General features: G+C 34.4%; 20 protein-coding genes. 7 read left to right on the top strand and 13 right to left on the bottom strand.

Annotation, left to right across the window (positions count from 1 at the left end; all coding sequences use genetic code 11):
• Window positions 1–4 precede the first annotated feature (4 nt).
• Window positions 5–163, top strand: coding sequence for a hypothetical protein (locus tag ACQ5J2_RS03980; RefSeq protein WP_432672440.1), 159 nt, complete (start codon window positions 5–7; stop codon window positions 161–163).
• On the opposite strand, the gene ACQ5J2_RS03975 is transcribed toward ACQ5J2_RS03980, so the two are convergent.
• Entirely contained in the window at window positions 160–2,358 is a 2,199-nt protein-coding gene (locus ACQ5J2_RS03975; protein ID WP_432672439.1) for a patatin-like phospholipase family protein, read from the bottom strand. The two genes, ACQ5J2_RS03980 and ACQ5J2_RS03975, sit on opposite strands and share 4 nt — an antisense overlap.
• A gap of 84 nt (window positions 2,359–2,442) precedes the next feature.
• The gene (uvrC, locus tag ACQ5J2_RS03970; protein WP_432672438.1) at window positions 2,443–4,242 is read right to left on the bottom strand and encodes an excinuclease ABC subunit UvrC; all 1,800 of its coding nucleotides are present in this window, start codon (window positions 4,240–4,242) and stop codon (window positions 2,443–2,445) included.
• Window positions 4,243–4,330: 88 nt separating this feature from the next.
• Here uvrC and ACQ5J2_RS03965 point away from each other — a divergent pair, with 88 nt between their 5' ends.
• Both ACQ5J2_RS03965 and ACQ5J2_RS03960 read left to right on the top strand, forming a co-directional pair.
• On the top strand, window positions 4,331–5,329 hold the full coding sequence (locus ACQ5J2_RS03965; RefSeq protein ID WP_432672437.1) for a succinylglutamate desuccinylase/aspartoacylase family protein: 999 nt from the start codon (window positions 4,331–4,333) through the stop codon (window positions 5,327–5,329).
• Entirely contained in the window at window positions 5,298–5,861 is a 564-nt protein-coding gene (locus ACQ5J2_RS03960) for a 5-formyltetrahydrofolate cyclo-ligase (protein ID WP_432672436.1), read from the top strand. Before ACQ5J2_RS03965 ends, ACQ5J2_RS03960 begins: the two co-directional genes overlap by 32 nt.
• Here ACQ5J2_RS03960 and ACQ5J2_RS03955 read toward each other — a convergent pair.
• The 6 genes from ACQ5J2_RS03955 to ACQ5J2_RS03930 form a co-directional block, all read right to left on the bottom strand.
• Entirely contained in the window at window positions 5,858–6,469 is a 612-nt protein-coding gene (locus ACQ5J2_RS03955) for a lipoprotein signal peptidase (RefSeq protein WP_432672435.1), read from the bottom strand. The genes ACQ5J2_RS03960 and ACQ5J2_RS03955 overlap by 4 nt on opposite strands.
• A gap of 93 nt (window positions 6,470–6,562) precedes the next feature.
• Window positions 6,563–6,940: a TraR/DksA family transcriptional regulator gene (locus tag ACQ5J2_RS03950; RefSeq protein ID WP_432672434.1), complete on the bottom strand. Its 378-nt coding sequence runs from the start codon at window positions 6,938–6,940 to the stop codon at window positions 6,563–6,565.
• Between the two features lie 7 nt (window positions 6,941–6,947).
• Window positions 6,948–10,349 (bottom strand): isoleucine--tRNA ligase, encoded by a 3,402-nt coding sequence (ileS, locus tag ACQ5J2_RS03945; RefSeq protein WP_432672433.1) that lies wholly within the window; start codon window positions 10,347–10,349, stop codon window positions 6,948–6,950.
• A gap of 284 nt (window positions 10,350–10,633) precedes the next feature.
• Window positions 10,634–11,254: a hypothetical protein gene (locus tag ACQ5J2_RS03940; protein ID WP_432672432.1), complete on the bottom strand. Its 621-nt coding sequence runs from the start codon at window positions 11,252–11,254 to the stop codon at window positions 10,634–10,636.
• Window positions 11,255–11,517: 263 nt separating this feature from the next.
• On the bottom strand, window positions 11,518–11,874 hold the full coding sequence (locus ACQ5J2_RS03935) for a hypothetical protein (RefSeq protein WP_432672431.1): 357 nt from the start codon (window positions 11,872–11,874) through the stop codon (window positions 11,518–11,520).
• 440 nt (window positions 11,875–12,314) lie between these two features.
• Window positions 12,315–12,542, bottom strand: a complete 228-nt coding sequence (locus tag ACQ5J2_RS03930) for a hypothetical protein (protein ID WP_432672430.1) — start codon at window positions 12,540–12,542, stop codon at window positions 12,315–12,317.
• A 324-nt stretch (window positions 12,543–12,866) separates the two neighbouring features.
• Here ACQ5J2_RS03930 and ACQ5J2_RS03925 point away from each other — a divergent pair, with 324 nt between their 5' ends.
• Window positions 12,867–13,940: an acyltransferase family protein gene (locus ACQ5J2_RS03925; RefSeq protein WP_432672429.1), complete on the top strand. Its 1,074-nt coding sequence runs from the start codon at window positions 12,867–12,869 to the stop codon at window positions 13,938–13,940.
• Here the strand turns inward: ACQ5J2_RS03925 and recO are convergent.
• The 3 genes from recO to gdhA all read right to left on the bottom strand — a co-directional run bounded on the left by recO (window position 13,937) and on the right by gdhA (window position 18,508).
• A complete protein-coding gene (gene recO / locus ACQ5J2_RS03920; RefSeq protein ID WP_432672428.1) occupies window positions 13,937–14,650 on the bottom strand; it encodes a DNA repair protein RecO in 714 nt (237 codons plus the stop codon). The two genes, ACQ5J2_RS03925 and recO, sit on opposite strands and share 4 nt — an antisense overlap.
• Before the next feature lie 57 nt (window positions 14,651–14,707).
• Entirely contained in the window at window positions 14,708–17,008 is a 2,301-nt protein-coding gene (locus ACQ5J2_RS03915) for a T9SS type A sorting domain-containing protein (protein WP_432672427.1), read from the bottom strand.
• A gap of 156 nt (window positions 17,009–17,164) precedes the next feature.
• Window positions 17,165–18,508 carry an NADP-specific glutamate dehydrogenase gene (gene gdhA / locus ACQ5J2_RS03910; RefSeq protein WP_432672426.1) on the bottom strand — a complete coding sequence of 448 codons (1,344 nt, stop codon included), beginning with the start codon at window positions 18,506–18,508 and terminating at the stop codon, window positions 17,165–17,167.
• Window positions 18,509–18,774: 266 nt separating this feature from the next.
• On the opposite strand from gdhA, the gene ACQ5J2_RS03905 reads away from it, so the two are divergent.
• On the top strand, window positions 18,775–19,521 hold the full coding sequence (locus tag ACQ5J2_RS03905; protein WP_432672425.1) for a THC0290_0291 family protein: 747 nt from the start codon (window positions 18,775–18,777) through the stop codon (window positions 19,519–19,521).
• A gap of 56 nt (window positions 19,522–19,577) precedes the next feature.
• Here the strand turns inward: ACQ5J2_RS03905 and ACQ5J2_RS03900 are convergent, their stop codons facing one another.
• Window positions 19,578–21,380 (bottom strand): GNAT family N-acyltransferase, encoded by a 1,803-nt coding sequence (locus ACQ5J2_RS03900; protein ID WP_432672424.1) that lies wholly within the window; start codon window positions 21,378–21,380, stop codon window positions 19,578–19,580.
• Window positions 21,381–21,518: 138 nt separating this feature from the next.
• Here ACQ5J2_RS03900 and ACQ5J2_RS03895 point away from each other — a divergent pair, with 138 nt between their 5' ends.
• On the top strand, window positions 21,519–22,280 hold the full coding sequence (locus ACQ5J2_RS03895; RefSeq protein ID WP_432672423.1) for an exodeoxyribonuclease III: 762 nt from the start codon (window positions 21,519–21,521) through the stop codon (window positions 22,278–22,280).
• 25 nt (window positions 22,281–22,305) lie between these two features.
• The gene (locus ACQ5J2_RS03890; RefSeq protein WP_432673252.1) at window positions 22,306–23,268 is read left to right on the top strand and encodes an OmpA family protein; all 963 of its coding nucleotides are present in this window, start codon (window positions 22,306–22,308) and stop codon (window positions 23,266–23,268) included.
• Between the two features lie 79 nt (window positions 23,269–23,347).
• Here the strand turns inward: ACQ5J2_RS03890 and ACQ5J2_RS03885 are convergent, their stop codons facing one another.
• Entirely contained in the window at window positions 23,348–24,604 is a 1,257-nt protein-coding gene (locus ACQ5J2_RS03885; RefSeq protein ID WP_432672422.1) for a murein hydrolase activator EnvC family protein, read from the bottom strand.
• Window positions 24,605–24,621 lie beyond the last annotated feature (17 nt).

The following is a 24,621-nucleotide window of genomic DNA, read 5'->3' as shown; positions in this document are numbered from 1 at the left end:
ACTTATGAATACTGAAGCCTTAATTACAATGGTTGCAACTCAAGGAATTGTAGCAAGTTTAACGGGATACTTTTTTTACAGAGTTTTAACGACTAAGCCAAAAGCAGAACCGGATTCTTACACCGAAAATGACGATGAAGTTGAGCGTCAACCCCAAGATTAGAACCAGTATCCGATACTGAACCAAGTATAATGTTCTTTAGTTTCTGGAGACCAAGAATGTTTAATTTCTAAAGGACCAACTATAGTTTCTAAACCGTATCCAAAAGCATAACCGGTATAATTAGGTCGTTCTAACCATGCGTCAGAATCAAATAATTTATTGCCAACGTTAGCGAAATTTCCAGCGAAATTTAAGTGGTGTTTTTTATAAAAACGGTAATCCACCATTGCCACAGATTTCACAAAACTATTGCCATATAAACTTAGGAAATCATATCCATAGAACGAGTCGAAATTATTGATTTTATTAAATCCAAAACCTCCTAAAATAAAATCAAAATAAGGATTTTGACCTTCGCCAATTGCAAATCCGCCAGACACTTTTGCAATTGCTGTTAAACGGTTTGATACAGGAAACGCGTGACTTAATTCACTTTTTAGATACGTGAATTTCGTGAAATCTTCTTTTCTTGACGAATATAAAAAGGATTGAACACTCCCCGAAAAGTACCACCCGCTATGCGGAAAATATAAATTATCTAACGAGTCGTATTTTAAATTTCCAAAGACACTTAAAAAATTATTGCTTCTAAAAACAGAAGTGTTATTGCTTATTGTTTCTGAGGCAATTTTTATATTTTTTAATTCAAATCCAGCACCAATAATAAACTTTTGCTTAAAAATAGTTTGTACATACACTTGATTTGAAAAATCTGAAAAATCTAAATTAATAGAATTCACAGCATCTGTTCCAAATAAACTATTAGCCGACACATTCTTGTTAAAACTATTGTAACGCGATTTTATTCCAAAACTCCAGTAAAAACCATTATCAATATAATAATCAAAATTATACCTAATATTGTCACCTAAAATAACATCGAGCGAAGCTACATCATTATTAAAAAGGAGGTTCTTTTTATTTAAATTAACGAGAACCCCACTTTTGTATAAATTATCATAGTGTACACCAAAGCGTAAAAAAGATTTAATAGGATTCTCAACTAAATTTAATTTGAAAACATCCGCATCGGTATTCAGCTTTTTTTCAAAACTGTACCCTATTCCGCTAAAATTTTGTGTTGCATTCAAGTTGTCAATTCCCGCTTTTAGCTTATCATACGTAATTGTTTCGCCGGTTCTAAAACCAAGCTTCCCCATAACATAAGCTCTAGTGTAATTGTCAAGTTTATTAATTTGAATTTCTGCTATTTGTATGGTATCCGATAAATCTTCATTTACTACAAATCTTGGTTTTTTATAACCTGTTCCAAGTGCTTTTAATTTTTCATAAACCACAAAACTCGACTCTTCTCCCCTTTTTACAATTTCATCACCATCATTAAAAGACAAAACTGAATAATCACTAATGTCGGGTTTGACATAAATATCCGTTCGGGCTCTTTTCTCTTCCATTTTCTCCATCATTTGCAAATTTGATAGTTGCACCAAAATACTAGTGGCATTTTTTAACTCTTCGCGCAATTTCAATCCACTTTGTACATCAACACCAATAATAAAATTAGCACCTAGCTTTATAACCTCATCAACGGGATAATTATTTACAACTCCTCCATCAATAAGTAATTTACCATCAATCAATACAGGAGAAAATAGCGATGGAAATGTAGCACTTGCCATAATGGCTTGAGAAAGATTACCTTGGTCTAAAACAACTTGTGTTCCTTCTTCAATATCAGTTCCAATACATAAAAACGGAATCGCTAATTTTTTAAAATCCCTTGTGTGTCTTTCGTTGTGAAGTAATTTATTCAACAAACCATATATATTGAGCCCTTTAGAATAGGCATACGGAACGCCCACTTTCCAATTATCAAAAGGTAATGTCAAGGCATATTTTTCATCACTATCCTTTTCGTAGAAATTTTTAGATGACCTTGGAATGTAATCTTTTAAAAGTTGGTCAAAATCTGAAACTTTAAAAATTGAATCAATTTGTGCTGCATTATAACCCGAAGCATACAATCCGCCAACGATGGCACCCATACTCGTTCCACCGATATAATCGATTTTGACACCTGCTTCTTCAATTGCTTTTAAGACGCCAATATGTGCCAAACCTTTGGCACCACCACCACTCAAAACCAAACCAATCTTGCGTTTTTCTTTATCCTGTGAAAATGAATTTTGAAAACCTACCAATAAAAGAAGTAACAGAAGAAAATTGTTTTTCATAGTAGATTATATTTTTTTAATGGCAAAAATTTACAAATATCAGGCTTGTAATTCTATTTCCTATGTTCGTTAAGTAAATAACAATCAATTCATAGAAGTGTTGTAAAAGTCGTGAATTTTTTTGGCTTTTGAAACCCCAATGACTTCAGAAATTTCCTTTTCTGTTGCTAATTTTAAACGTTTAACGGATTTGAAATGTAAAATCAAAGTCTGCATCGTTTTTTCGCCAATTCCGGGAATACTTTCCATAGAAGAATTCAACGCGCTTTTACTACGTTTATCTCTGTGGTGTGTGATTCCAAATCGGTGGGCTTCGTTCCGCAACATTTGGATAATTTTCAACGTTTCTGATTTTTTATCCAAATACAAAGGCACAGAATCTCCCGGATAAAATAACTCTTCCAATCGTTTTGCAATACCAATAATGGCAATTTTCCCACGTAATTCCAATGCGTCAAGACTTTTCAAGGCAGAAGATAGTTGACCTTTTCCGCCATCAATGATAATCAGCTGTGGCAAGGGTTCGTTTTCATCTAAAAGTCGTTTGTATCGCCGGTAAACCACTTCTTCCATTGAAGCAAAATCGTCAGGACCTACAACGGTTTTTATATTGAAATGTCGGTAATCCTTCTTACTTGGTTTTCCGTCTTTAAAAACCACGCAAGCCGCTACAGGATTCGTCCCTTGAATATTGGAGTTGTCAAAACATTCAATATGTCTTGGTTCTTCAGGAAGTCGCAAATCTTTTTTCATTTGCGCCATAATTCGATTCGTGTGTCGGTCTGGATCTACAATTTGAAGTTGCTTCAATTGGTCCATTCGGTAGAATTTTGCATTTCGGATGGAGAGTTCCAAAATTTGTTTTTTATCTCCCAATTGCGGAACAGTAACTTTTACATTTTCACCTACTTCAACAGGAAACGGAACAATAATTTCTCTAGATAATAGTTGGAAACGTTCCCGTAATTCTACAACAGCCAATTCCAATAATTCTTCATCGGATTCGTCCAATTTCTTTTTCAATTCCAAAGTATGCGAACGAATAATGGAACCGTGTGCGATTTGCAAGAAGTTGACATAAGCCGCTCCTTCATCTGAAACTATGGAAAAGACATCTATATTATTAATTTTTGGATTCGCTACCATCGAACGGGATTGGTAGTTTTCCAACACTTCAATTTTTTCTTTTAATTTCTGAGCTTCTTCAAAATGCATTTCGCTTGCCAAACGAAACATTTTATTTTTAAAATCTTTAAGACTCTCTTTGAAGTTCCCTTTCAAAATTTCGCGAATGGCTTCTACTTGTTCTTGGTAATCTTCCAAGGATTCATGACCTTCACAAGGTCCTTTACAATTTCCTATATGATATTCAAGGCAAACTTTAAACTTTCCGCTTTCAATGTTTTTTTGATTCAAATCATAATTACACGTTCGTAAAGGATATAATTCTTTGATAAGACCCAAAATCGTATGGACGGTTTTGAAACTCGTGTAAGGTCCAAAATAATCCGAACCGTCTTTTACCATTCGTCGAGTGGAAAATATTCTTGAAAAAGGTTCTTTTTTGATGCAAATCCACGGATAACTTTTGTCGTCCCGCAACAAGACATTATAACGAGGCTGATACTTTTTGATTAAATTATTTTCAAGCAACAAAGCATCTGTTTCTGTAGGAACTACAATGTGTTTGATAGTTACAATTTTCTTAACCAAAACATTTGTTCGTGCCGTATCGTGGATTTTATTAAAATAAGAAGAAACCCGTTTTCGAAGATTTTTTGCCTTTCCAACGTATAGAATTTTTCCTTCTTTATCGTAATATTGATAAACACCAGGATTGTCTGGAAGCGATTGAATTTGTAGATTTAGAGCGGTTGAAACCATTTTACAAAGTTAGTAAAATTTGTAAGGAAGTTTATTTTTCGGCCCTACTTACACAAGATTTTAACTACTTTTATCTTTTTAATTTTTTATGAAAAATCAGACTCCGCTTATTATTCTCAATGAAACCATTTTGCCTGGTGAACGAAAAACCATTTATATGGAAATTGCCAAACTTCACACGGCTACGAAACTTAAAATTCCCGTAATTATTGAACGTTCAAAAATTGATGGACCCACGGTTTTATTTTCGGCAGGAATTCACGGCGATGAAATTAATGGTGTAGAAATCGTAAGAAGTATTATTGTTCAGAAAATCAACAGACCCACTCGCGGGACCATTATTTGTATTCCTGTAATTAATATGTTTGGATTTGTCAATAAATCGCGTGAATTTCCCGACGGTCGAGATTTAAACCGCATGTTTCCCGGAAGTAAAAAAGGTTCTTTGGCGTCAAGATTTGCTTTTCATTTGATAAAAGACATCATTCCACACATAGATTATGCAGTTGATTTTCATGCAGGTGGAGCCAGCCGGTTTAATGCGGCACAAATTAGAATTGCACCACATAATGAAGAGCTAAAGAAACTCGCTGATGTTTTTGGAGCGCCATTTACTTTGTATTCTAAAAATATTGCAGGAACGTTTAGAAACGCGTGCGAAAAAAGAAATGTAAAAATGTTGCTTTTTGAAGGTGGAAAATCACTCGACATCAACGACCATATTGCTGAAGAAGGTGTAAATGGAGCGAAAAAATTATTGGCCTTTTTAAATATGCTTTCGCCCAAACAAAAAGTACCACCACATGTTGAACCTACGATTTATATTTCAAAATCATCTTGGGTTCGGGCCAACAAATCAGGTTTGTTTCATGATTACAACAAAATTGGTTGTTATGTCAAAAAAGGATTTGTTTTGGGAAGTATTACTGACCCTTTTGGAAAATTTGAACAGAAAGTAAAAGCACCCAACGACGGTTACATTATCAATGCCAATCACGCTCCAATTGTTTATCAAGGCGATGCAATTTACCACATCTCAAATGAATTAGTACACAATGACGAAGAAAGAAGCGAGGATAAAATATAAGATTCTGCGAAAAGATTTGACAGTTCAAGAACGCGACGAGAAAAGTATCGCTATTGCAAATGAATTGCTGAAATTACCCATTTGGAACAAACAATATTTTCATGTTTTTCTTTCGATAGAAGAACATTTTGAAGTCGATACCGAATACATTTTGCACATCCTTGCAGGAAAAGACAAAGATATTCTGATTTCTAAAAGTAATTTTGAAACCCTCGGAATGACTCATTATTTGTTGACCGATGGAACAAAAATTAGAAAAAACGAATATAATATTCCTGAGCCTATTGACGGAATTGAAGTTCCAGATTCAAAAATTGATGTCGTTTTTGTACCGCTATTGGCTTTTGATAAAAAAGGACATCGTGTGGGTTACGGCAAAGGTTTCTATGACCGCTTTTTATCGAATTGCAAACCAGATGTGATTACAATTGGCCTTTCCTTTTTTGAAGTAGAAAAAGAAATTACAGATTTACATGAAAATGACTTTGCTTTGAATTATTGCGTCACGCCTTTAAAAATCTACAAATTCTAGTTGTTTTCGTGAGCGAATGCTTTTTTATTAAACACAATTAAAATTCCAACTCCCGTAGAAATCGCCATATCAGCCACGTTGAAAATAGCGTTAAAAAAAGTGAATTGTTTTCCACCCCAAATTGGTAACCAACTTGGCCAAGTGGCATCTTCTATAAAAGGAAAGTAGAACATATCGACTACTTTTCCGTGAAATAAGGTACCATAAGGGTTATCAGAAAAAAGCGTCGCTACTTGACCGTGACTGTCGTCAAAAATTATTCCGTAGAAAACAGAATCAATAATATTTCCAAAAGCTCCAGTAAGTATTAAAGCAATTGCTACAATCAGGTATTTTGAGCCATGTTTTTTAACTGAATCGTGCAACCAATAAGCGATTCCACCAACAGCTAAAATTCTAAATAGAGTCAAAATAAGTTTTCCGTAAGCTCCAGGAAGTTCAACACCCCAAGCCATTCCTTCATTTTCAATAAAGAATATTTGAAACCAATTTTGCCCCATCACTTTAATTCGCTCTTCAATAATGAAATGCGTTTTGATATAAATTTTGGAAACTTGGTCGATTACTAATAAAAGTATGACCAATAAATAGGCTTTCTTTAATGACATTTTTAAAAAAATTTGAATTGCAAAAGTAACAATTATATTCATAAAAAACGCCCCTTTCGGAGCGTCAGTCTTCGGTGTTTTATTTTTAACTAATTATTGAGCGTTTTTAGCTTCAATACTCATTGTAGCATGAGGAACCACTCGCAATCGTTCTTTGCTGATTAACTTTCCTGTTACTTTACACATTCCGTAAGTCTTATTTTCAACTCTGAAAAGTGCGTTTTTCAAATCGCGTAAAAACTTTTCTTGACGAATTGCTAGTTGCGAATTTGCTTCTTTTGACATTGTTTCGCTTCCTTCTTCGAAAGCTTTAAATGTTGGAGAAGTGTCGTCTGTACCGTTGTTCAAATCATTCATATACGCACTTTTGATTAGCGTTAAATCAGCTTGTGCTCTATTGATTTTGTTTACGATAATTTCTTTGAACTCAGCTAAATCAGCATCTGAGTATCGTGTTGCTTCATCTACCATATTAGTATTATTTTGTAATTGTTAGTTTTGTTTTAATTTCGTCAAATTCTATTTCTGTTCCATCTTCGATGGTATCTTCAAAAATCAACTGATTTGTTAGGGTCTCCGACTTAATATACGTTTCATTTTCGTTTATAGCTTTTCCTAAAGCTGGATTTTTTTGCAAATGCACTGTAATTTTATCGGTCACTTCAAATCCTGAATCTTTTCTCAAATTCTGAATTCTATTTACTAGCTCTCTCGCGATTCCTTCGTTTCTCAACTCTTCAGTCAGTGTTATATCTAGCGCTACGGTAATTGTTCCCGAATTTGCCACTAACAAACCTTCAATATCTTGAGAACTAATTTCAACGTCTTCCTTTGTTAAAGTTATACTATTTCCTGATAAATCAACAATTAGTAAACCATTTCTGTCCAATTCATTGATATTATCTTGTGATAAATCTTGTATCTTTTTGGAAATCAAACCCATGTCCTTACCAAATCTCGGTCCTAATGTCTTGAAATTCGGTTTAATTTGCTTGATTAAAATACCCGAAGCATCGTCAATTAATTCAATTTCCTTAACGTTTACTTCCGCTTTTATCAGGTCAGAAATGGCTTCAATTTCCGCTTTAAATTCCTCGTTAAGTACCGGAATCATTACCTTCTGCAACGGTTGACGCACCTTAATCATTTCCTTTTTTCGGAGTGATAAAACAAGTGACGAGATCGTCTGTGCTTTACCCATTTTGCTTTCTAACGACTTATCAACAAAGTTTTCAACGTATTTTGGAAACTCCGCCAAATGTACACTATCAAATTTCTCTGTAGATGTCGCTTGCGTTAAATCACGGTAAAGTTTGTCCATAAAGAAAGGGGCAATCGGTGCTCCAAGCTTAGAAATGGTCAATAAACACGTATATAATGTTTGGTAAGCGGCTATTTTATCTTCGGCATATTCGCCTTTCCAAAAACGTCTTCTGCACAAACGAACGTACCAGTTACTTAGGTTTTCTTGCACAAAATCAGAAATCGCTCTCGCTGCTTTTGTAGGTTCATAGTCTGCATAAGCGTCGTCCACTGTTTTTATTAGTGAATGTAATTCGGATAAAATCCAACGGTCAATTTCTGGTCGTTTCTCTAAAGGAATTTCCGCTTCTGCATACGTAAAATTATCAATATTGGCATACAAACTAAAAAACGAATACGTATTGTAAAGTGTTCCAAAGAACTTTCTACGAACCTCAGCAATTCCTTCCAAGTCAAATTTCAAGTTGTCCCACGGGTTTGCATTTGAAATCATGTACCAACGTGTGGCATCTGGACCGTATTCTTTCAACGTGTCAAATGGATCCGCTGCATTTCCTAAACGTTTGGACATTTTCTGTCCGTTTTTGTCTAAAACCAAACCGTTTGAAACTACATTTTTATAAGCCACTTTATCAAAAACTAAAGTTCCAATTGCATGTAAAGTATAAAACCAACCACGTGTTTGGTCGACTCCTTCTGCGATAAAATCCGCTGGAAAATCTTCGTTACCGTCAATCTTTTCTTTGTTTTCAAAAGGATAGTGCCATTGTGCATACGGCATTGAACCCGAATCAAACCATACGTCAATCAAATCGCTTTCGCGTTTCATTGGTTTTCCAGAAGCAGAAACTAACGTGATTTCATCCACTACATTTTTATGCAAATCCACTAAATCATAATTCGATTCGGCCATGTTTCCAATTTCAAAATCTTTAAAAGGATTTTCTTTTTGGAAACCAGCCGCGATAGATTTCTCAATTTCATTGTACAATTCTTCAATGGAACCAATCAGGATTTCTTCTGTTCCTTCTTCGTTTCTCCAAATTGGCAATGGAATTCCCCAATATCTGGAACGCGATAAATTCCAGTCGTTGGCGTTTTTCAACCAATTTCCAAAACGTCCTTCACCTGTGGCTTTTGGCTTCCAGTTGATGGTTTCGTTTAAGTCGAACATACGTTCTTTGACCTCGGTTACTTTGATGAACCAAGAATCTAGTGGATAGTATAAAATAGGTTTGTCCGTTCTCCAACAATGTGGATAACTGTGGACGTATTTTTCCACTTTAAAAGCCTTATTTTCTTCTTTTAACTGAATAGCAATTTCTACATCTGCAGAACGCTCTGGAGCTTCGCCGTCGTTGTAATATTCGTTTTTGACATATTTACCCGAATAATCACCCAAACCTTGAATGAATTTTCCTTGCAAATCTACCAACGGAACCAAATTATCATTGGCATCCATTACCAACATCGGCGGAATTTCCGGCGAAGCTTCTTTGGCCACTTTTGCATCATCTGCTCCAAATGTTGGTGCCGTATGTACAATTCCTGTTCCGTCTTCAATGGTTACAAAATCACCAGAAATAATTCTAAAAGCATTTTCAGGATTATCATTTGGCAAAGCCAATTGCATGAGTTGTTCGTATTTGATACCCACTAAATCTGCTCCTTTGAACTCCGTTATAACTTTGTATGGAATCTTTTTGTCGCCATCTTTGAAATTTTCAAAATCAGCTATGTCTTCCGATGCAAAGAAATTTTTATTGAATTGTTTTCCAACTAAGTTCTTCGCCAAAATAACTTTTATAGGCAGAAACGTATATTGATTAAACGTTTCCACTAACACATAATCGATTTTTGGACCAACTGTTAACGCAGTATTGGAAGGCAAAGTCCACGGTGTAGTAGTCCAAGCCATGAAATGTACTTCGCCAAAACCTTGTAAAAATTCTGGTAATGTTTCTTGAATTGCTTTGAACTGAGCTACGACCGTTGTATCGGTTACATCTCTGTAACTTCCCGGTTGGTTGACTTCGTGGGAAGACAAACCAGTTCCTGCTTTTGGCGAATACGGTTGAATCGTGTAGCCTTTGTACAACAAATCTTTGTTATAAATTTGTTTTAACAACCACCAAACCGTTTCCATGTATTTGGATTTGTAAGTAACATACGGGTCTTCCATATCTACCCAATACCCCATTTTTTCGGTCAAGTCGTTCCACACATCCGTGTAACGCATTACGGTTTTCTTACAGGCTTCATTATATTCTGAAACCGAGATGGTTTTTCCGATGTCTTCTTTGGTAATTCCGAGTTCTTTTTCAGTTCCCAATTCTACCGGCAAACCGTGTGTATCCCAACCCGCTTTACGTTTTACTTGAAAACCTTTTTGTGTTTTATAGCGACAAAAAATATCTTTAATCGCACGAGCCATCACGTGGTGAATGCCAGGAAGTCCGTTTGCAGAAGGTGGTCCTTCAAAAAACACATACGGCTGGTTTCCCTCGCGAGAAGTTACAGATTGTTCAAAGATGTTGTTTTTTTTCCAAAAATCAAGCACTTCCGATGCTACAGTTGGCAAGTCAAGTCCTTTATATTCAGTAAATTTTGTGCTCATTTTGTCGTTTTCTTAAATCAGATGCGAAAGTAAGAAATAGTTATGAATTATGAATTATGAATTATAAATTATGAGTTGGGATTTTTGAGAAGGAATTGGGGTGCGTGAAAAATCTTAAATCAATACCAACTTGACTTTACCCCACAAAAAAAGAGGACACTTAATCCTCTTGAAATTCAATCAAACAACTTATCGATAACTCCATAAGTGTTGACGGCATGTAATCGGTTCCGTTCAACACGGGGTTCATTGTTGGCTTTTCAAGCCCAACGAACCCCTAGCTGTTACCAGCAGTAGCTTCTTTCGGGTAAAATTGGTTCTTCGTTTTGAAAATATTCAAAATCTTTCCAGTCAAAATTATAATCATTTTTTCCTACTCCAATAGTTTGCGGATAAATTGTATGCTCTTCAGTATCAACAATATTTTCCGGGTCATAAATTGTTAATCTCTTAAACAAACCTTTTTCATCGTACTCAAATTCATAAGTAATATTTAATTCCTCGTTATAACAACTTTTTTCAAAATAGTTGACATTACCAGTTAAAACATCGAAGGATTTATCGTAAACAGTACAATGATTTTTGGTAAAAACTTGCAACCTCTTGTTTTTCAACTCGCCATTGACGTAAATTTCAACATGAAATTGTTTATAATGAAAACGAAAAACAGGATTTCTATAAATGGTAACTGCTTTTACATTTTTCAAATTTAGATATGCGGATGTTTGCTCATCGTCATCTAAATAATAGCCGATATAAGTTATAATATTATTTTCATAATATTCTTCTACACGTAAAAGTTCTTTATCCCAAAATTGTATATAATAGTTTTTGGCATTTTCGTATTCCATTTTTGAAATTGGTTTTCCAAGTTCGTTTAAATACGTTGTTGAGTAATCTTTCATATTCGGTTTTGCTATTGCTGGTAACTAGTATATACCCGCTACTTTATAGCGACTATACACCCAAAATATAGTGTATAACACTTACTATTATCAGCAGTTATCAAAACCAAATATAGAATTAAAATCCTAAATAAGTATCAAACCACCCAAAAACCCTCATCCATCACCTTAATAACCTGAACGATGAAGCAAATAACGGCATCAACCACGCTTTTTCGCACTAGCGTAAATTTGCAATTTGTGAATCCTATAATCTGTAATTCCTACTTCCCCATCACTTCCTTCAAAACCGCTAATTGTGCTTTGAGCAACTCATTTTCAGTTTCTAGGGCGGCAATACGGTCTTGCAGGGTGGTATCTTTTGGCGAAAATGTTGAAAATTCTTTAGGAAGTTGGTCGGCAAGGTCTTTCATAAAATTGTGTTTTAGTTCCAAACTCAATGTCCAGATCGTTTGGGTTTGCATGCTTTTTTTCTGGCGATACCCCAGCACGGTTTGAGGTCGCACCTTTAATTTTCGAGCTAATGCACTCTTATAAGTACGTTTTTCTTTAAAATAACGTGCAATGAATGCCCCTATATCTGGGACTAATTCACTTCCTAAAGGTGTATTGTCTTCCATATTATCAAGTATTAAATTGTCGATTAGAAATTTTTCCTCTTTTGTACCTATAAAAATAAGTTTTTTTTTGATTGATTAAACCTTTTTGCAAAAAAAGGTAGCATTATGATTGTATTTACTAGATAAAAAAGAGATTAATGTAATAAAAAACAACTATTAATTGCTCAATGTGCTTATACAAAGTAGGTAAAATAAACACTTTATGGAACATAAATAAGCTATTAAGTGTACATAACAAGCACTTTATTTAATAAAAAATAATTATTAAGTGCTCTAAATACTTATATTAAGTGGGCAAAATGAGCATTTTATGTAACAAAAAACCGCTATTAAATATGTTTTTAGCGCATAATTTGTCTTCAAAACGAGAAAATAGGGTTGTTGAAACTACATTTTGGGTGATTTTCTTTCATTTTAAACTCCAAACGATGTGCTTCTTATTAAGAAAAAACCTCCACTAAAACTTCCAAAGATTTCGGCTTTCTAAATCCGTCAAGATGCAAGGCGTAATAATCAATAATGATGCTGAGTAATGCTTGACGTTCTTTCGAAGTGAATAAAACTTGGGTAGAATCAAACCGCAATTCGAGTAATTTTTTGAGCAAAAAAGAATCGGATTTAGGGAGGCAAGAAACGCTTTCGAAAGGAACAAAAATACCTTCACGCATTTCGAAAAAGTCAAAATTAGGGTTGGAGATTTTTTAATTTTAAATGATAAATTTTTATAGGCTCTTCTTTTTAGATAGTCCAGCATAAACTAAAAGAAAAAGCAACAAGTTATTTGGCCCTGATGCTGGAATTGTTTGAGCTCTCCCGATTTCTCTTCGCGAAGCGGTAGTTTTTAAATTTAGGAATAAGAGAAATTGTTTAATTAGAGTACAGAAACAATTTGGACACTTTTTATTAAAAAATATCTTAAAAAGCATTAGATTTCCACTTTTCAAAATTTGCTGTTTTTTGATGGCTTTGAAATCGCATTCCAAACTTTATAGATGGTAAAAATTCCTAACATTACAGGTTTACGCTTTTTTTTAGCACTTTGCGTGGTACTCTTTCATACCTCAGAATTTTGTAGTAAACATGCTATTCCTTTTTATAATGATTTATCTATTTTTAATAAAGGACATGAAGCGGTATGCGTATTTTTTTCATTAAGTGGTTTTTTAATTATAAGACAACTTTATATTGAAAAAGCCACGTTTCAGACCATTTCACTTAAAAATTTTTATTTAAGACGTGCTCTAAGGATTTTTCCACTATATTTTTTAGTCCTATTTTATGGTTTGGCACATTATCACTTAATTCTTCCAACATTTGGTTATGAAGGTGATTATAACACGAATTATAATTTATGGGAAGGTATAGCACTATCAATTTTCTTCATGCCAAATGTTTTTGCAAGTATATACCATCCAGGAGGAATAATCGAAATATTATGGTCCATTGGGGTTGAAGAGCAATTCTATTTAATTATCGCACCGCTACTTTTGCTATTTCCGTTAAAAAATTATATTCGTTTTCTACTAGTTTTTACCATTACAGCCTTTGTAATTTACCATTTCTTAGAACATAATTTTTTAGCTAAATTTGGCATTTTATTTTTCTATTTTACATCAAGTGGTGTCATTTCAATATTGTTATTTGAACGAAAAATTATATTTAACCGCAAAGTCGTTAATTACATTTTACTATCTCTTTTTGTTGCTTATTTTACAACAGACTTTTTTGTTTCATACTTTTCTTCGGCTACCTATAACTTTATTAGCATGCTACTTTTTGCCCTAGTAATTGGGTCGTTAAGTTGCAAATCATACGAATTACTAAACAATAAGACAATCACTTATTTTGGAAAAATATCTTATGGAATTTATATGTTTCATGCTATTGTAATTCAAATTATAGGTCTTACGTATACTAAATTATTTAGTGGGATGGAGTTAAACAGTTTTCTAATTATTGTTTTTTACAACCTGATTGTAATCGTGGTTACAATAACTGTGTCACACTTTTCCTATCAATACTTCGAAAAGTTTTTTATGAAATTTTATCCAAAAACTCCTTATTAAGAAAAAACTTCCACTAAAACTTCCAATGATTTCGGCTTTCTGAACCCGTCGAGATGCAAGGCGTAATAGTCAATAATGATGGTGAGTAACGCTTGACGTTCTTTCGAAGTGAATAAAACTTGGGTAGAATCAAACCGCAATTCGAGTAATTTTTTAAGCAAAAAAGAATCAGATTTATGAAGGCAAGAAACGCTTTCAAAAGGGACAAAAACACCTTCACGCATTTCGAAAAAATCAAAATTAGGGTTGGAGTCTTCCGGGTAAAAACCTAGAAACTTCGTGGCTTCCATAAGTAAAATCAGGTGGAAATTTGAAATTTGGTCATTAGTATCCAGCCACATCAATGCAGCTTCTAGAAAGGAGAAAAAATCAGGGTTTGCTTCTTCCTCGCGGATGGAATGGTGCAACATTTCCGACAAGAACATCACAATGGTACTTTTAAAAATATCCGTTGGAATGGACGAATAGGGATGACTGATTTTTATTTCTTTAAAATTTTCGAGCGTGCCTTTATTCTTATGAACGGCTTCAATTTCCAGTAAAGTCAAAGATTGAAAATAAGCGATTTTATGGTTGTTTTTCTTGCCTGAAAAAGCATCACGAACAAAGTAAGATTTGAGTCCGTCAGAAAGGGTGAAGCATTTTACAATCAAGCTTTTTTCTTGATATTTCAACGCCGATAAAACGATTGCTTTGGTTTTTACCAGCATTTTTAGATTAAGGATTTTTGATTTAAGATTTAAGATTTAGGAATGAAAGTTTAAAATTTATCTTACAATCATCACTTTTTTGACAGTAGTTTCGATCCCGTCATCGGCAGAAATAAAAATCATGTAAACGCCTGAGGCTACTTTATATTTCCCGAAAGCCATGGTGTCCCACTCAATTGTTCCTCCTTCTGAAATGACTTCGTGCACTAAATTACCAGAAATATCAGTGATTTTCACATTGGCATTATCAAGAAGTCCAGTGATTTTTACGGTTCCTGAATAGCCGGGCCGAACGGGGTTTGGATACACAATTACGTTTTGTAAATTATCACTTCCATCGGTTGAGATGCCTTTGTAAACTACAATTCCTTGAGGCGTTGCAAAGAAAACTTCCCCTGTTATGGGATTTATATCAATGTCGTTGATGGTATTTGAAGGTAAAGGTGAATTGTCAATCGTGAACCGTTGCAGCGTTTTTTGACCATCAGAAGAAAATTGAAAAACACCAGAAGTTGCTGTTCCAACCCATTTATTGTTTGCTCCATCAACTGCAATAGCGGTGATAAATTGCTGAAACAATAATTCCTGTGCCACTTCCTCTTCTAAAATAATAATTGGATTTGCCGTCAATTGTCCCGTTGAATTATAACGGTCAATGCTTGATAAAACACGCAAGCCTTTATTGGTACCAATCCATAACTGATTTCGGTTGTCAATAGCCATCGTTCGAACATCGGGTGAAGGTAAATTTCCTTCATCAGCTCCTTCGGTAATTACTTTAAAAATGCCTCCATTTTCGTTGTAACCAATGACTCCTTCACGTGAAGCCATCCATTTTGTATTGTTTTTATCAATGAGCAATTCGCCATAACTGGTAAGACCCGAAATTACAGATTCTAACGAAACGCTTTGCCACTGACCGTTTGTTTTGAGAACTTTTAGAGCTTTTGTTACTAAATTATTAGTAAGCCAGAGGTTTCCAGTTTTATCAAATGCAGGGTTATTAATACGAATATCGTTTGGGTTATTCACAATTTCAATGTTCTCTAATCCGTTTGGAGCAGTACTCGCTGGTGTGTATAAAACCGTTGGCACATCATTTTCTAATTTTAATAAACCAGAGAAAAAAGAGGAAATATAAACTTCGTTTGGGTCGTTTGGATTGATTGCAATATCTGATAAAGCTTTGGCTCCTAAAACTTCTGACGGTGGAATGTTTAGCCATTCTTTCTCTACTAATTTAGAAATTCCAAATAAGGCACGGCTTCCGAATTCATAATCGTAAGGATTGTATTTGGAATCATATCCTCCAAAAACAACCCATAAATTTGCAGTGGCTGCGTTTATTGCGAAGGCAGAATTTCGTAATGGTCCATCTGGTAAAAGGTAGTCAAAATTAGTTGCTCCAGTAATTTGAGTTGTGATTACACCGTTTTCAGATGTTCCGATGTAGGCTTTTGTTCCAATAACAGTTGCACAAGTAAACTTAGGCAAAATAGGTTGTAGAAGTTGCGAATCATTTACCGTAAAAAGAGGTGCAAGTTGTGCATTATAAAATTTTACTTGGTTGGAAAACGTTACTACTAGTTGATTGTCGTTAGAACGCAAGTCAACTGATGCTTGAGAAAACTGAATAAATGATTGAAAATTTGCTCCGTTATATCGGTTTAAGTTACCACTGGAGTTCATTGCAACTAATTCCGTTCCCACTTGAGCAATTCCGTTCCAAGCTCCAGGATTTATTTCGGTCCATTCTGAGAAATTAATAAGGTTTTCGCTTGCTAAATTTGCTTTTCTAATTCCATTAAAGTTGCAAGACGCATAGATAAATCCATTTAGTACAGCGGTTTGGTTTACTTGAATTTCAGCACCATTATTTCCTATAAAATACGTGTCACCAAAAAGCAAGGTTGAAAGATTAAACTGTACGATTCCAAAATCGCAGGACAAATAAGCAATTCCTTCGTGTTCTGTAAAATGATTGATTTTTTTTAAGTTGGGAGGAAGTTGCTTGTTGATGATATCAACTGCCTTTTTAATTTTCCCATCGCTTTCATTTACGACAATCAATAAACCATTTTCGTAACCAATCAATGTTTTATTAAAGGTAGGACTGTAATAAATAGAAGAAATAGTTTGCCCAGAAAGACCATCAACCGTATTCGTGGTTTTTAATTCATTTGTATTTAAGTCTTGAGAAAATAAGGCGTTTTCAGAAGCAGCAACAAATTTTGTAGATGATTGCGAAACATCTTTAATATCATTGTAAGAGAAATAGCCTTTCCAAGGTTGGTTTGTCTGGCTAAAACAGATTGGAGTTAATAAAATAAAAAAGAAGGCTACAAAAAAATATTTCATCAGTTGAAAATTAGAATCACAAATATACTACAAACGAAATTATTGGTGTTTTAATTATAAATTGAAAAATAAATTGTGCGAATTAATACTAAGATAGAATAGAAAAGCCGAATTTGAAGAATCAAATTCGGCTTTCTTAAAGATAATAATTTAAAATTATACTGCTCCTTGAGCTAACATTGCATCTGCAACCTTAACAAATCCAGCAATATTTGCTCCTTTAACGTAATCAATATGTCCATTTGCATCAGAACCATATTGTACGCATGAAGCGTGAATGTCTAACATAATTGTTTTCAATTTTTCATCTACTTCTTCGCTAGTCCAACCCATACGAAGTGAGTTTTGAGACATTTCTAAACCAGAAGTTGCCACACCACCAGCATTAGATGCTTTTCCAGGTGCGAATAAAATTTTAGCATTTTGGAAAACAGTAACTGCTTCTGGAATACAAGGCATGTTTGCTCCTTCAGAAACACACATACATCCATTAGCGATTAGCATTTCTGCTTCTTCCTTATTCAATTCATTTTGAGTAGCACAAGGCAATGCGATATCCACTTTTACATCCCAAGGACGTTTTCCAGCAACAAATTTTGCATTTGGATATTTGTTTAAATAATCACTAATCCGACCGTAATTTACATTTTTAATTTCTTGGATGAAAGCTAATTTTTCAGCATCAATTCCGTCTGCATCATAAATGTATCCACCAGAATCTGACATGGTAACAACTTTTCCGCCAAGTTCAGTTGCTTTTTGAGCAGCAAATTGTGCTACATTTCCTGAACCTGAAACAGCAATAGTTTTTCCTTTTATAGTATCACCTTTGGTTTTCAACATGCTTTCTGCGAAGTAAACGTTTCCGTATCCTGTAGCTTCTGGACGCATTCTTGAACCACCAAATGAAGGTCCTTTTCCAGTCAAAACACCTGTAAATTCGTTTTGAATTCTTTTATATTGACCAAACATATATCCAACTTCTCTTCCTCCAACTCCAATGTCTCCAGCAGGAACATCAAGGTTTGGCCCGATGTGACGGTACAATTCTGTCATAAAAGATTGACAAAACTTCATGATTTCATTATCTGATTTTCCTTTTGGATCAAAATCAGCTCCACCTTTTCCTCCACCCATTGGTAAAGTAGTCAAACTGTTTTTGAACGTTTGCTCGAAAGCAAGAAATTTCAAAATACTTAAATTTACAGATGGATGGAAACGAATTCCTCCTTTATAAGGTCCAATCGCTGAATTCATCTGAATTCTGTATGCGCGATTTACTTGAATTGTTCCAGCATCATCAAGCCAAACTACTCGGAATGTAATGATACGTTCGGCTTCCACCATTCGTTCTAAAAGCATCTTATTCTGATACTTTTTGTTTTCTTCAATAAACGGAATTACAGTCTCAGCAACTTCGTGAACTGCTTGTAAAAATTCTGGCTCGTTAGGGTTTCTTTTTTCAACCGCTTCAACAAATGACTTAATACTTTGTGACATGATTTTTAGATTATTAACGTTTAAGAAAACGTTTTCGTTTTAATCGGCAAATATACACTTAAAAAACAGTAAAAATAAATTATAGATAGATACTTTTGTTTATAATGTTTTGTGAAATACTATTTTTAATTAGCCAATTTCTAGATAAGAAGACTAGTTTTGTAAATAAATTAATAAGTTTTGTCGATAATATCGTATTATTCAGCGAATTTAAATATATTTATACGGTAAATATGTATATTTGCACTTTAACAAAAATTACTGGTATGTTTCAAAAAACATTATTACTGTTTATAAGTATTCTTTCTTTTGCTTTTGCAAAAGCCCAAGGTGGACAATATTATCAAGAAATTGGTATTATGAGTGGCCCTGTATTTTTTCAAGGAGATTTTGGGGAAAGCGGTTCATCTGATAATATCACTAAAAATGTTGGAGCATCTGGAAGCTTTGTTTATTACGTAGCGTTGAATAATAACAATGGGGGTCTAGAACGAAATTTGAAAGTGCGATTTGACGTGACGTTAATGTCAGTGACATTAAATCATTATGGAAAATATGCAGAGTCAAGTAGCGTTTTTGGCGATAAACTTCGTGCAATGCAAAGTGATGTAAAAGTGTCAAACGTAGGGTTTCAATTGGAATATTACCCATTTGAATTGGATGATTATGGCGGAGGAAACTTAACTCCTTATATAGCTCCTGGTTTTCAAATTAATTCTTATTCTGCAAACGCTACTTCAACATTGGGATCTATCGGTAATTCAAACACAGTTCCTGCAAAGTATGTAGATGGATTTAAAGACAGTAGTGGTATTGCTTTTTCTATGACAGGAGCTTTAGGAGTTCGCTACAAATTAAGTCAAAGTGGTGCTGTTGTATTAGAAGGTCAATTTAAATATTATTTTTCCGACTGGATAGAAGGTATGAACCCAGACCCGAAAATTTACAAAGAAAACAAGAATAATGATTTTTCAGGAACGTTGCAAATTGGATATATCTATTATTTAGATTAATAATGCAGTAACCTATATATATTAAAAAAGCCCCACTATTTTATTTTGGGGCTTTTTTAATGCTCTTTTTCAGCTGATTTACGCTCTAATTCAGCTTGAAATTCTTCCAATACGGGCTTCATTGTGCTTTCCGGAATGTCTGCAATTCTAATATACATCAATCCGTCAACTGCGTTGTTAAATAAGGGGTCAACATTAAACGCAACTACTTTAGCATTTTGCTTAATATACTTTTTGATTAAAACAGGTAACCTCAAACTGCCAGGTTCAAGTTCATCAATAATTTTATCAAATTTATTTAAATCTGATTCAGCTTCGTCAAATATGAAATCTTTGTCTGCATCTTTCAATTTAACCTTATAATTTTTCTTAGGATTAATATATTGTGCTACATACGGATCATAATAATTTGATTTCATGAATTCAATCATCAATGATTTTGAGAAATCAGAAAATTGATTGCTAATACTCACGCCACCTATCAAGAATTTATGTTCGGGATAACGCAAAGTTGTATGCATAATTCCTTTCCATAACAAAAAGAGAGGCATCGGTTTTTGTTGGTATTCTTTGATGACAAATGCACGACCCATTTCTATAGATTTATGCATCATATCGAATAATTCCGGTTCAAAACGAAATAATTCTTGCAAATAAAAACCTTCAATACCGTACTTTGGGAAAATTTCTGAACCCAATCCCATTCGGTAGGCTCCTGCAATTTTTTCAGCATCTTGGTCCCACAAAAACATATGATGGTAATATTTATCAAACTTATCAACATCAATGGACTCGTTGGTTCCTTCGCCCACTTCTCTGAAAGTAATTTCCCTTAATCGCCCCAATTCGTGTAAGATGGTAGGAATCTCTGATGCTTTTGCAAAGAAAACTTCATAATTCTTACTTTGCAAAAGTCGCGCGTCTGCATCTCGTAATTTATTTACTTCGGCAACGATTTTGTCTTGATGTGCAGCGGCGGCAATTTCTTTCTTTTTCTTAGGTAATTTCAAGTTTGGCGTCTGCAGAAGTTTGCTTTCCTTTTCATACGGATTTGCCAACATATAGGTTTTCTTCCGAAGAAATTCTCTGTAATCTTCTAAAGTAGTATGTTCATTTTGTTCCGCAACTGAAATTGCTTTTCCAATGCGGACTTTAATGACTCTATCTTTTTGCGTTAACAATTCAGAAGGTAATTTTGCCGTTCTGAACGTTGGTCCTAGTTTAGAAAACCAATAAAAAAACCAACTGTTTTTTGCATGAAAATAAATGGGAACTACCGGAACTTGGGCTTTTCGAATTACTTTTATAGCACCGTCTTCCCAAGCTTTATCAACTACTAGTTTACCATCTCGATATGTTGAAACTTCTCCTGCAGGAAACATCCCCAAGGGTTTTCCATCACTCAAATGACGCAAAGTTTCTTTGATTCCCACCACACTTGATCTGGCATCCTTATGGTTTTCAAAAGGATTAACTGGCATGATATAGGGCTTCAAGGGGTCTATTCTGTGGAGTAAGAAGTTCGCGATAATTTTGAAATTAGGCTCGCGCTCTAACATCAATTTTAAAAGTAAAATTCCATCAATTCCCCCCAATGGATGATTGGATATCGTAATATAAGCACCATCTTTCGGTAAACGTTTTAAATCTTCTTCAGGGATTTCAAACTTTATTTTTAACTCATCTAAAATGGCGTTCAAAAACTCAACATCAGATAAATGCTTGTTTCGATCGTACAAATCGTTAAGATCCGAAATTTTAAGCAATTTCATCAGTAACCAGCCTGACAAATTTCCTAGAACCCCATATTTATCAGTGTTAATTACCTTTGCAACTTCCTTTGCAGTTACTAACCCCATTCGTTTGTTTTTATATTGGCGGAAAACAAAGATAGCAAAACAACTCATTAAATAGCACCTCGACCTATAAACATTCAGCTATTTTAGAATAATCAATCCTTTTTATTTACTTTTGAATGACTTAAAATTTGACAAAAAATGAAAATTATTTCTTATAATGTAAATGGTATTCGAGCCGCCATTTCGAAAGGATTCCTAACATGGCTTGAGCAAGCCAATCCTGATGTGATTTGTCTTCAGGAAATTAAGGCAATGAAAGAACAAGTACCTGTAGAGGAGTTTGAAAAACTAGGTTACCATTATACTTACTGGTTTTCGGCACAAAAAAAAGGATACAGCGGTGTTGCCGTTTTATCTAAAATTGAACCTAAGAATGTCGTTGCAGGAACTGGAATTGAACACATGGATTTTGAAGGTCGAAATTTACGATTGGATTTTGAAGGTTTTTCAGTAATGAGTTTGTATTTACCATCAGGAACAAATAGTGCTCGACTGGACCACAAGTTCATGTATATGGATGACTTTCAAAACTATATTTCAGAATTGAAGAAAGAAATTCCGAATCTTGTTATTTGTGGTGACTACAATATTTGTCATGAAGCAATTGATATTCATGATCCGATTCGGTTAAAAACAACTTCTGGATTTTTACCTCACGAACGCACTTGGCTGGATATTTTTATGAAAAATGGATTCGTTGACAGCTTCCGCCATTTCAATAAAGAACCACACAATTATACGTGGTGGAGTTATCGAGCTGGAGCACGAGGCAATAATAAAGGTTGGCGAATTGATTACATTTTAGTCACAAAGTCGCTCGAAAACAAATTAGAACGTGCCCTAATTTTATCCGATGCAAAACATTCCGATCATTGTCCCGTTATGATAGAAATTAACTAACTTTCCAAAAACAATTTAAAATATGATTATCAGAAAAATTTCAGTGGGATTGCTTCTTTTAGCATTGACTACTTCTTGCGTTTCTAAAAAACTGTACAACGATTTAGAAAACAAATATGCCGACTTAAAAAAAGAAACTCGTGCAGTTAGTGACAGTAACCAAGATTTGACGAAAGCCAAAAACAAATTAGAACTTGATCAAACAGCGCTTCAAGATGAATTAAATAAAACAAAAGCACAACGTGACAAGTATTTAGCCGACTTAACGGCGGGACAAAATAACTTGAAAACCTTACAAAGTTCTTACAGTGCATTGGAGAAAAACAGCGATGATGTTTTGAAAACTAATATGGACAAAAACCGTGAGTTGCTTGCCAAATTAGAAGCAAAAGAAAAAGCCTTGGCTGCTGAACAAGAACGTTTAAATAAACTGATGGCAGATTTCCAAGAACGTTCCAATCGTGTAGCGGAATTGGAAGGTGTTATTAACGCTCAAGGTGAAAATTTGAAAAAATTAAAAGCAACACTTTCAAAAGCTTTAAATGCTTTTGAAGGAAAAGGCTTAACTGTAGAGCAAAAAAACGGAAAGGTTTATGTATCGATGGAAAACAAGTTATTGTTTCAAACTGGAAGTTGGACTGTAGGTTCAGAAGGTCGAAAAGCAGTGGTTGAAGTGGGAAAAGTGTTGGGACAAAATCCTGAAATTTCTGTTTTAATTGAAGGGCATACGGATAATGATAAGTTTGCTGGAGCAATGGGACAAATTGAAAATAACTGGGATTTATCAACAAAAAGAGCTACTTCAATTGTAAATATATTAAGTGAAAATAAAGCGATAAACAAGCAAAGCTTAACGGCTGCAGGACGTGGCGAATATGCGCCATTAGCATCTAATGAAACGGCTGAAGGAAAAGCTAAAAATCGTAGAATTGAAATTATTTTGACTCCAAAATTAGATGAAATATCTAAAATGTTGAATGACTTATAGGTTTAAGGTTTAAAATTAAATAAAAAAGGGTTGGTTTTGAAATTCAAAACCAACCCTTTTTTTATGCACTAAAATAACTTTAATTCGGTGTTAACCAACTTTGCGGATTGGTGTAGCTAACATTCTGCGTAATCATAAACTTAAGTATGGTTCTTCCTGTTTCTGTACTTGTTCTAATGGTTCCAAGACTTTGTTTACGTGTAACTTTTTGCCCTTTCACTACAGAAACGTCGCTTAAATTATGATACATCGTAAAGAAATCTCCATGTTGAATCATTACTGCTTTCTGTACAGGCGAAACATATAAAATACTATAAACTTCTCCATCAAATACTGCTCTTGCCTGAGTTCCTGTACTTGTTGTTATTTCAATTCCATTACTGTGAACCGATAAATACGACAAATCTGGATGTGGCTGATCTCCGAAACGTTGCGTGATTGTTCCTGTTGGCGTTGGCCAAGGCAGTCGTCCTTTATTGGCTTTAAAATTATCTGAAATAATTTTAGCTTCTGGGGTCAATACTATTTTTGTCGAACTTTCTGTTGCACGAGTTTCTGCCGCTGTCGTGTTCGGGTTTGCCGCTTTTCTTGCAGCAGCCGCTTTTCTGTTGGCTTCGGCAATCGCTTCTTTAATTAATTTATCTATTTTACGGTCTATTTCTTTAGATTCTTGTTGTTTCCCTTTAATTTCTTTTGCAATTTTTTTCTTGTCTTTTTGAATCGCTGATGACAATTTCTCTTGCTCTACTTTTTCTTGTTGCAAAACTATCCGCTCCTGCTCTTGTTCTTTTAAAAGCTTTTGCTTTTCAATTTTTTGACCGTCTAATTTAGTGTTTAAAACCAAAAGCTTATTCGCCTTTACTTCTATTTCTTCCCCTTGCGATTTTCTGAAACTCGCATACTGCTTCATATATTGGGCCCTTTTATAGGCTTGTAAGAAACTTTCAGAAGACAACAAAAACATTGCCCGACTTTGTTCTGAACGACTTTTGTATGATTTTATAATCATTGCCGCATAATCTTGTTTCAACTCTTTTAACTCACGATTGAGTTGATTGATTTGAAGTTGATTGGTATACATTTCATCCTTCAAAATTTTCGCCTGCTTCTCCGTTGTTTTAATCAAGCTTTCACGCAAACGAATTTTCTCTCTTTGCTGAATAATCTCCGTTAAAAGTGATTTTTGCTTTTTGTCCTGGCTTCGCAACAAGGCTTCTTGGGCACGAATTTCTTTTTGAATTTGCTCTTTACGTTGTTCTAATTTTTCCTGAGCCGTCTGACTCCAAGCCGAAGCGGAACAAATTAAAAAAGCGACTATGAAAAAGTATTTTGGCATGTTTGTTAAAATATTTG

Origin of the sequence: Flavobacterium sp. SM2513, from assembly GCF_050908145.1 — a bacterium.
GTDB lineage: Bacteria > Bacteroidota > Bacteroidia > Flavobacteriales > Flavobacteriaceae > Flavobacterium.
This window is presented reverse-complemented; position numbering and strand designations above follow the sequence as displayed.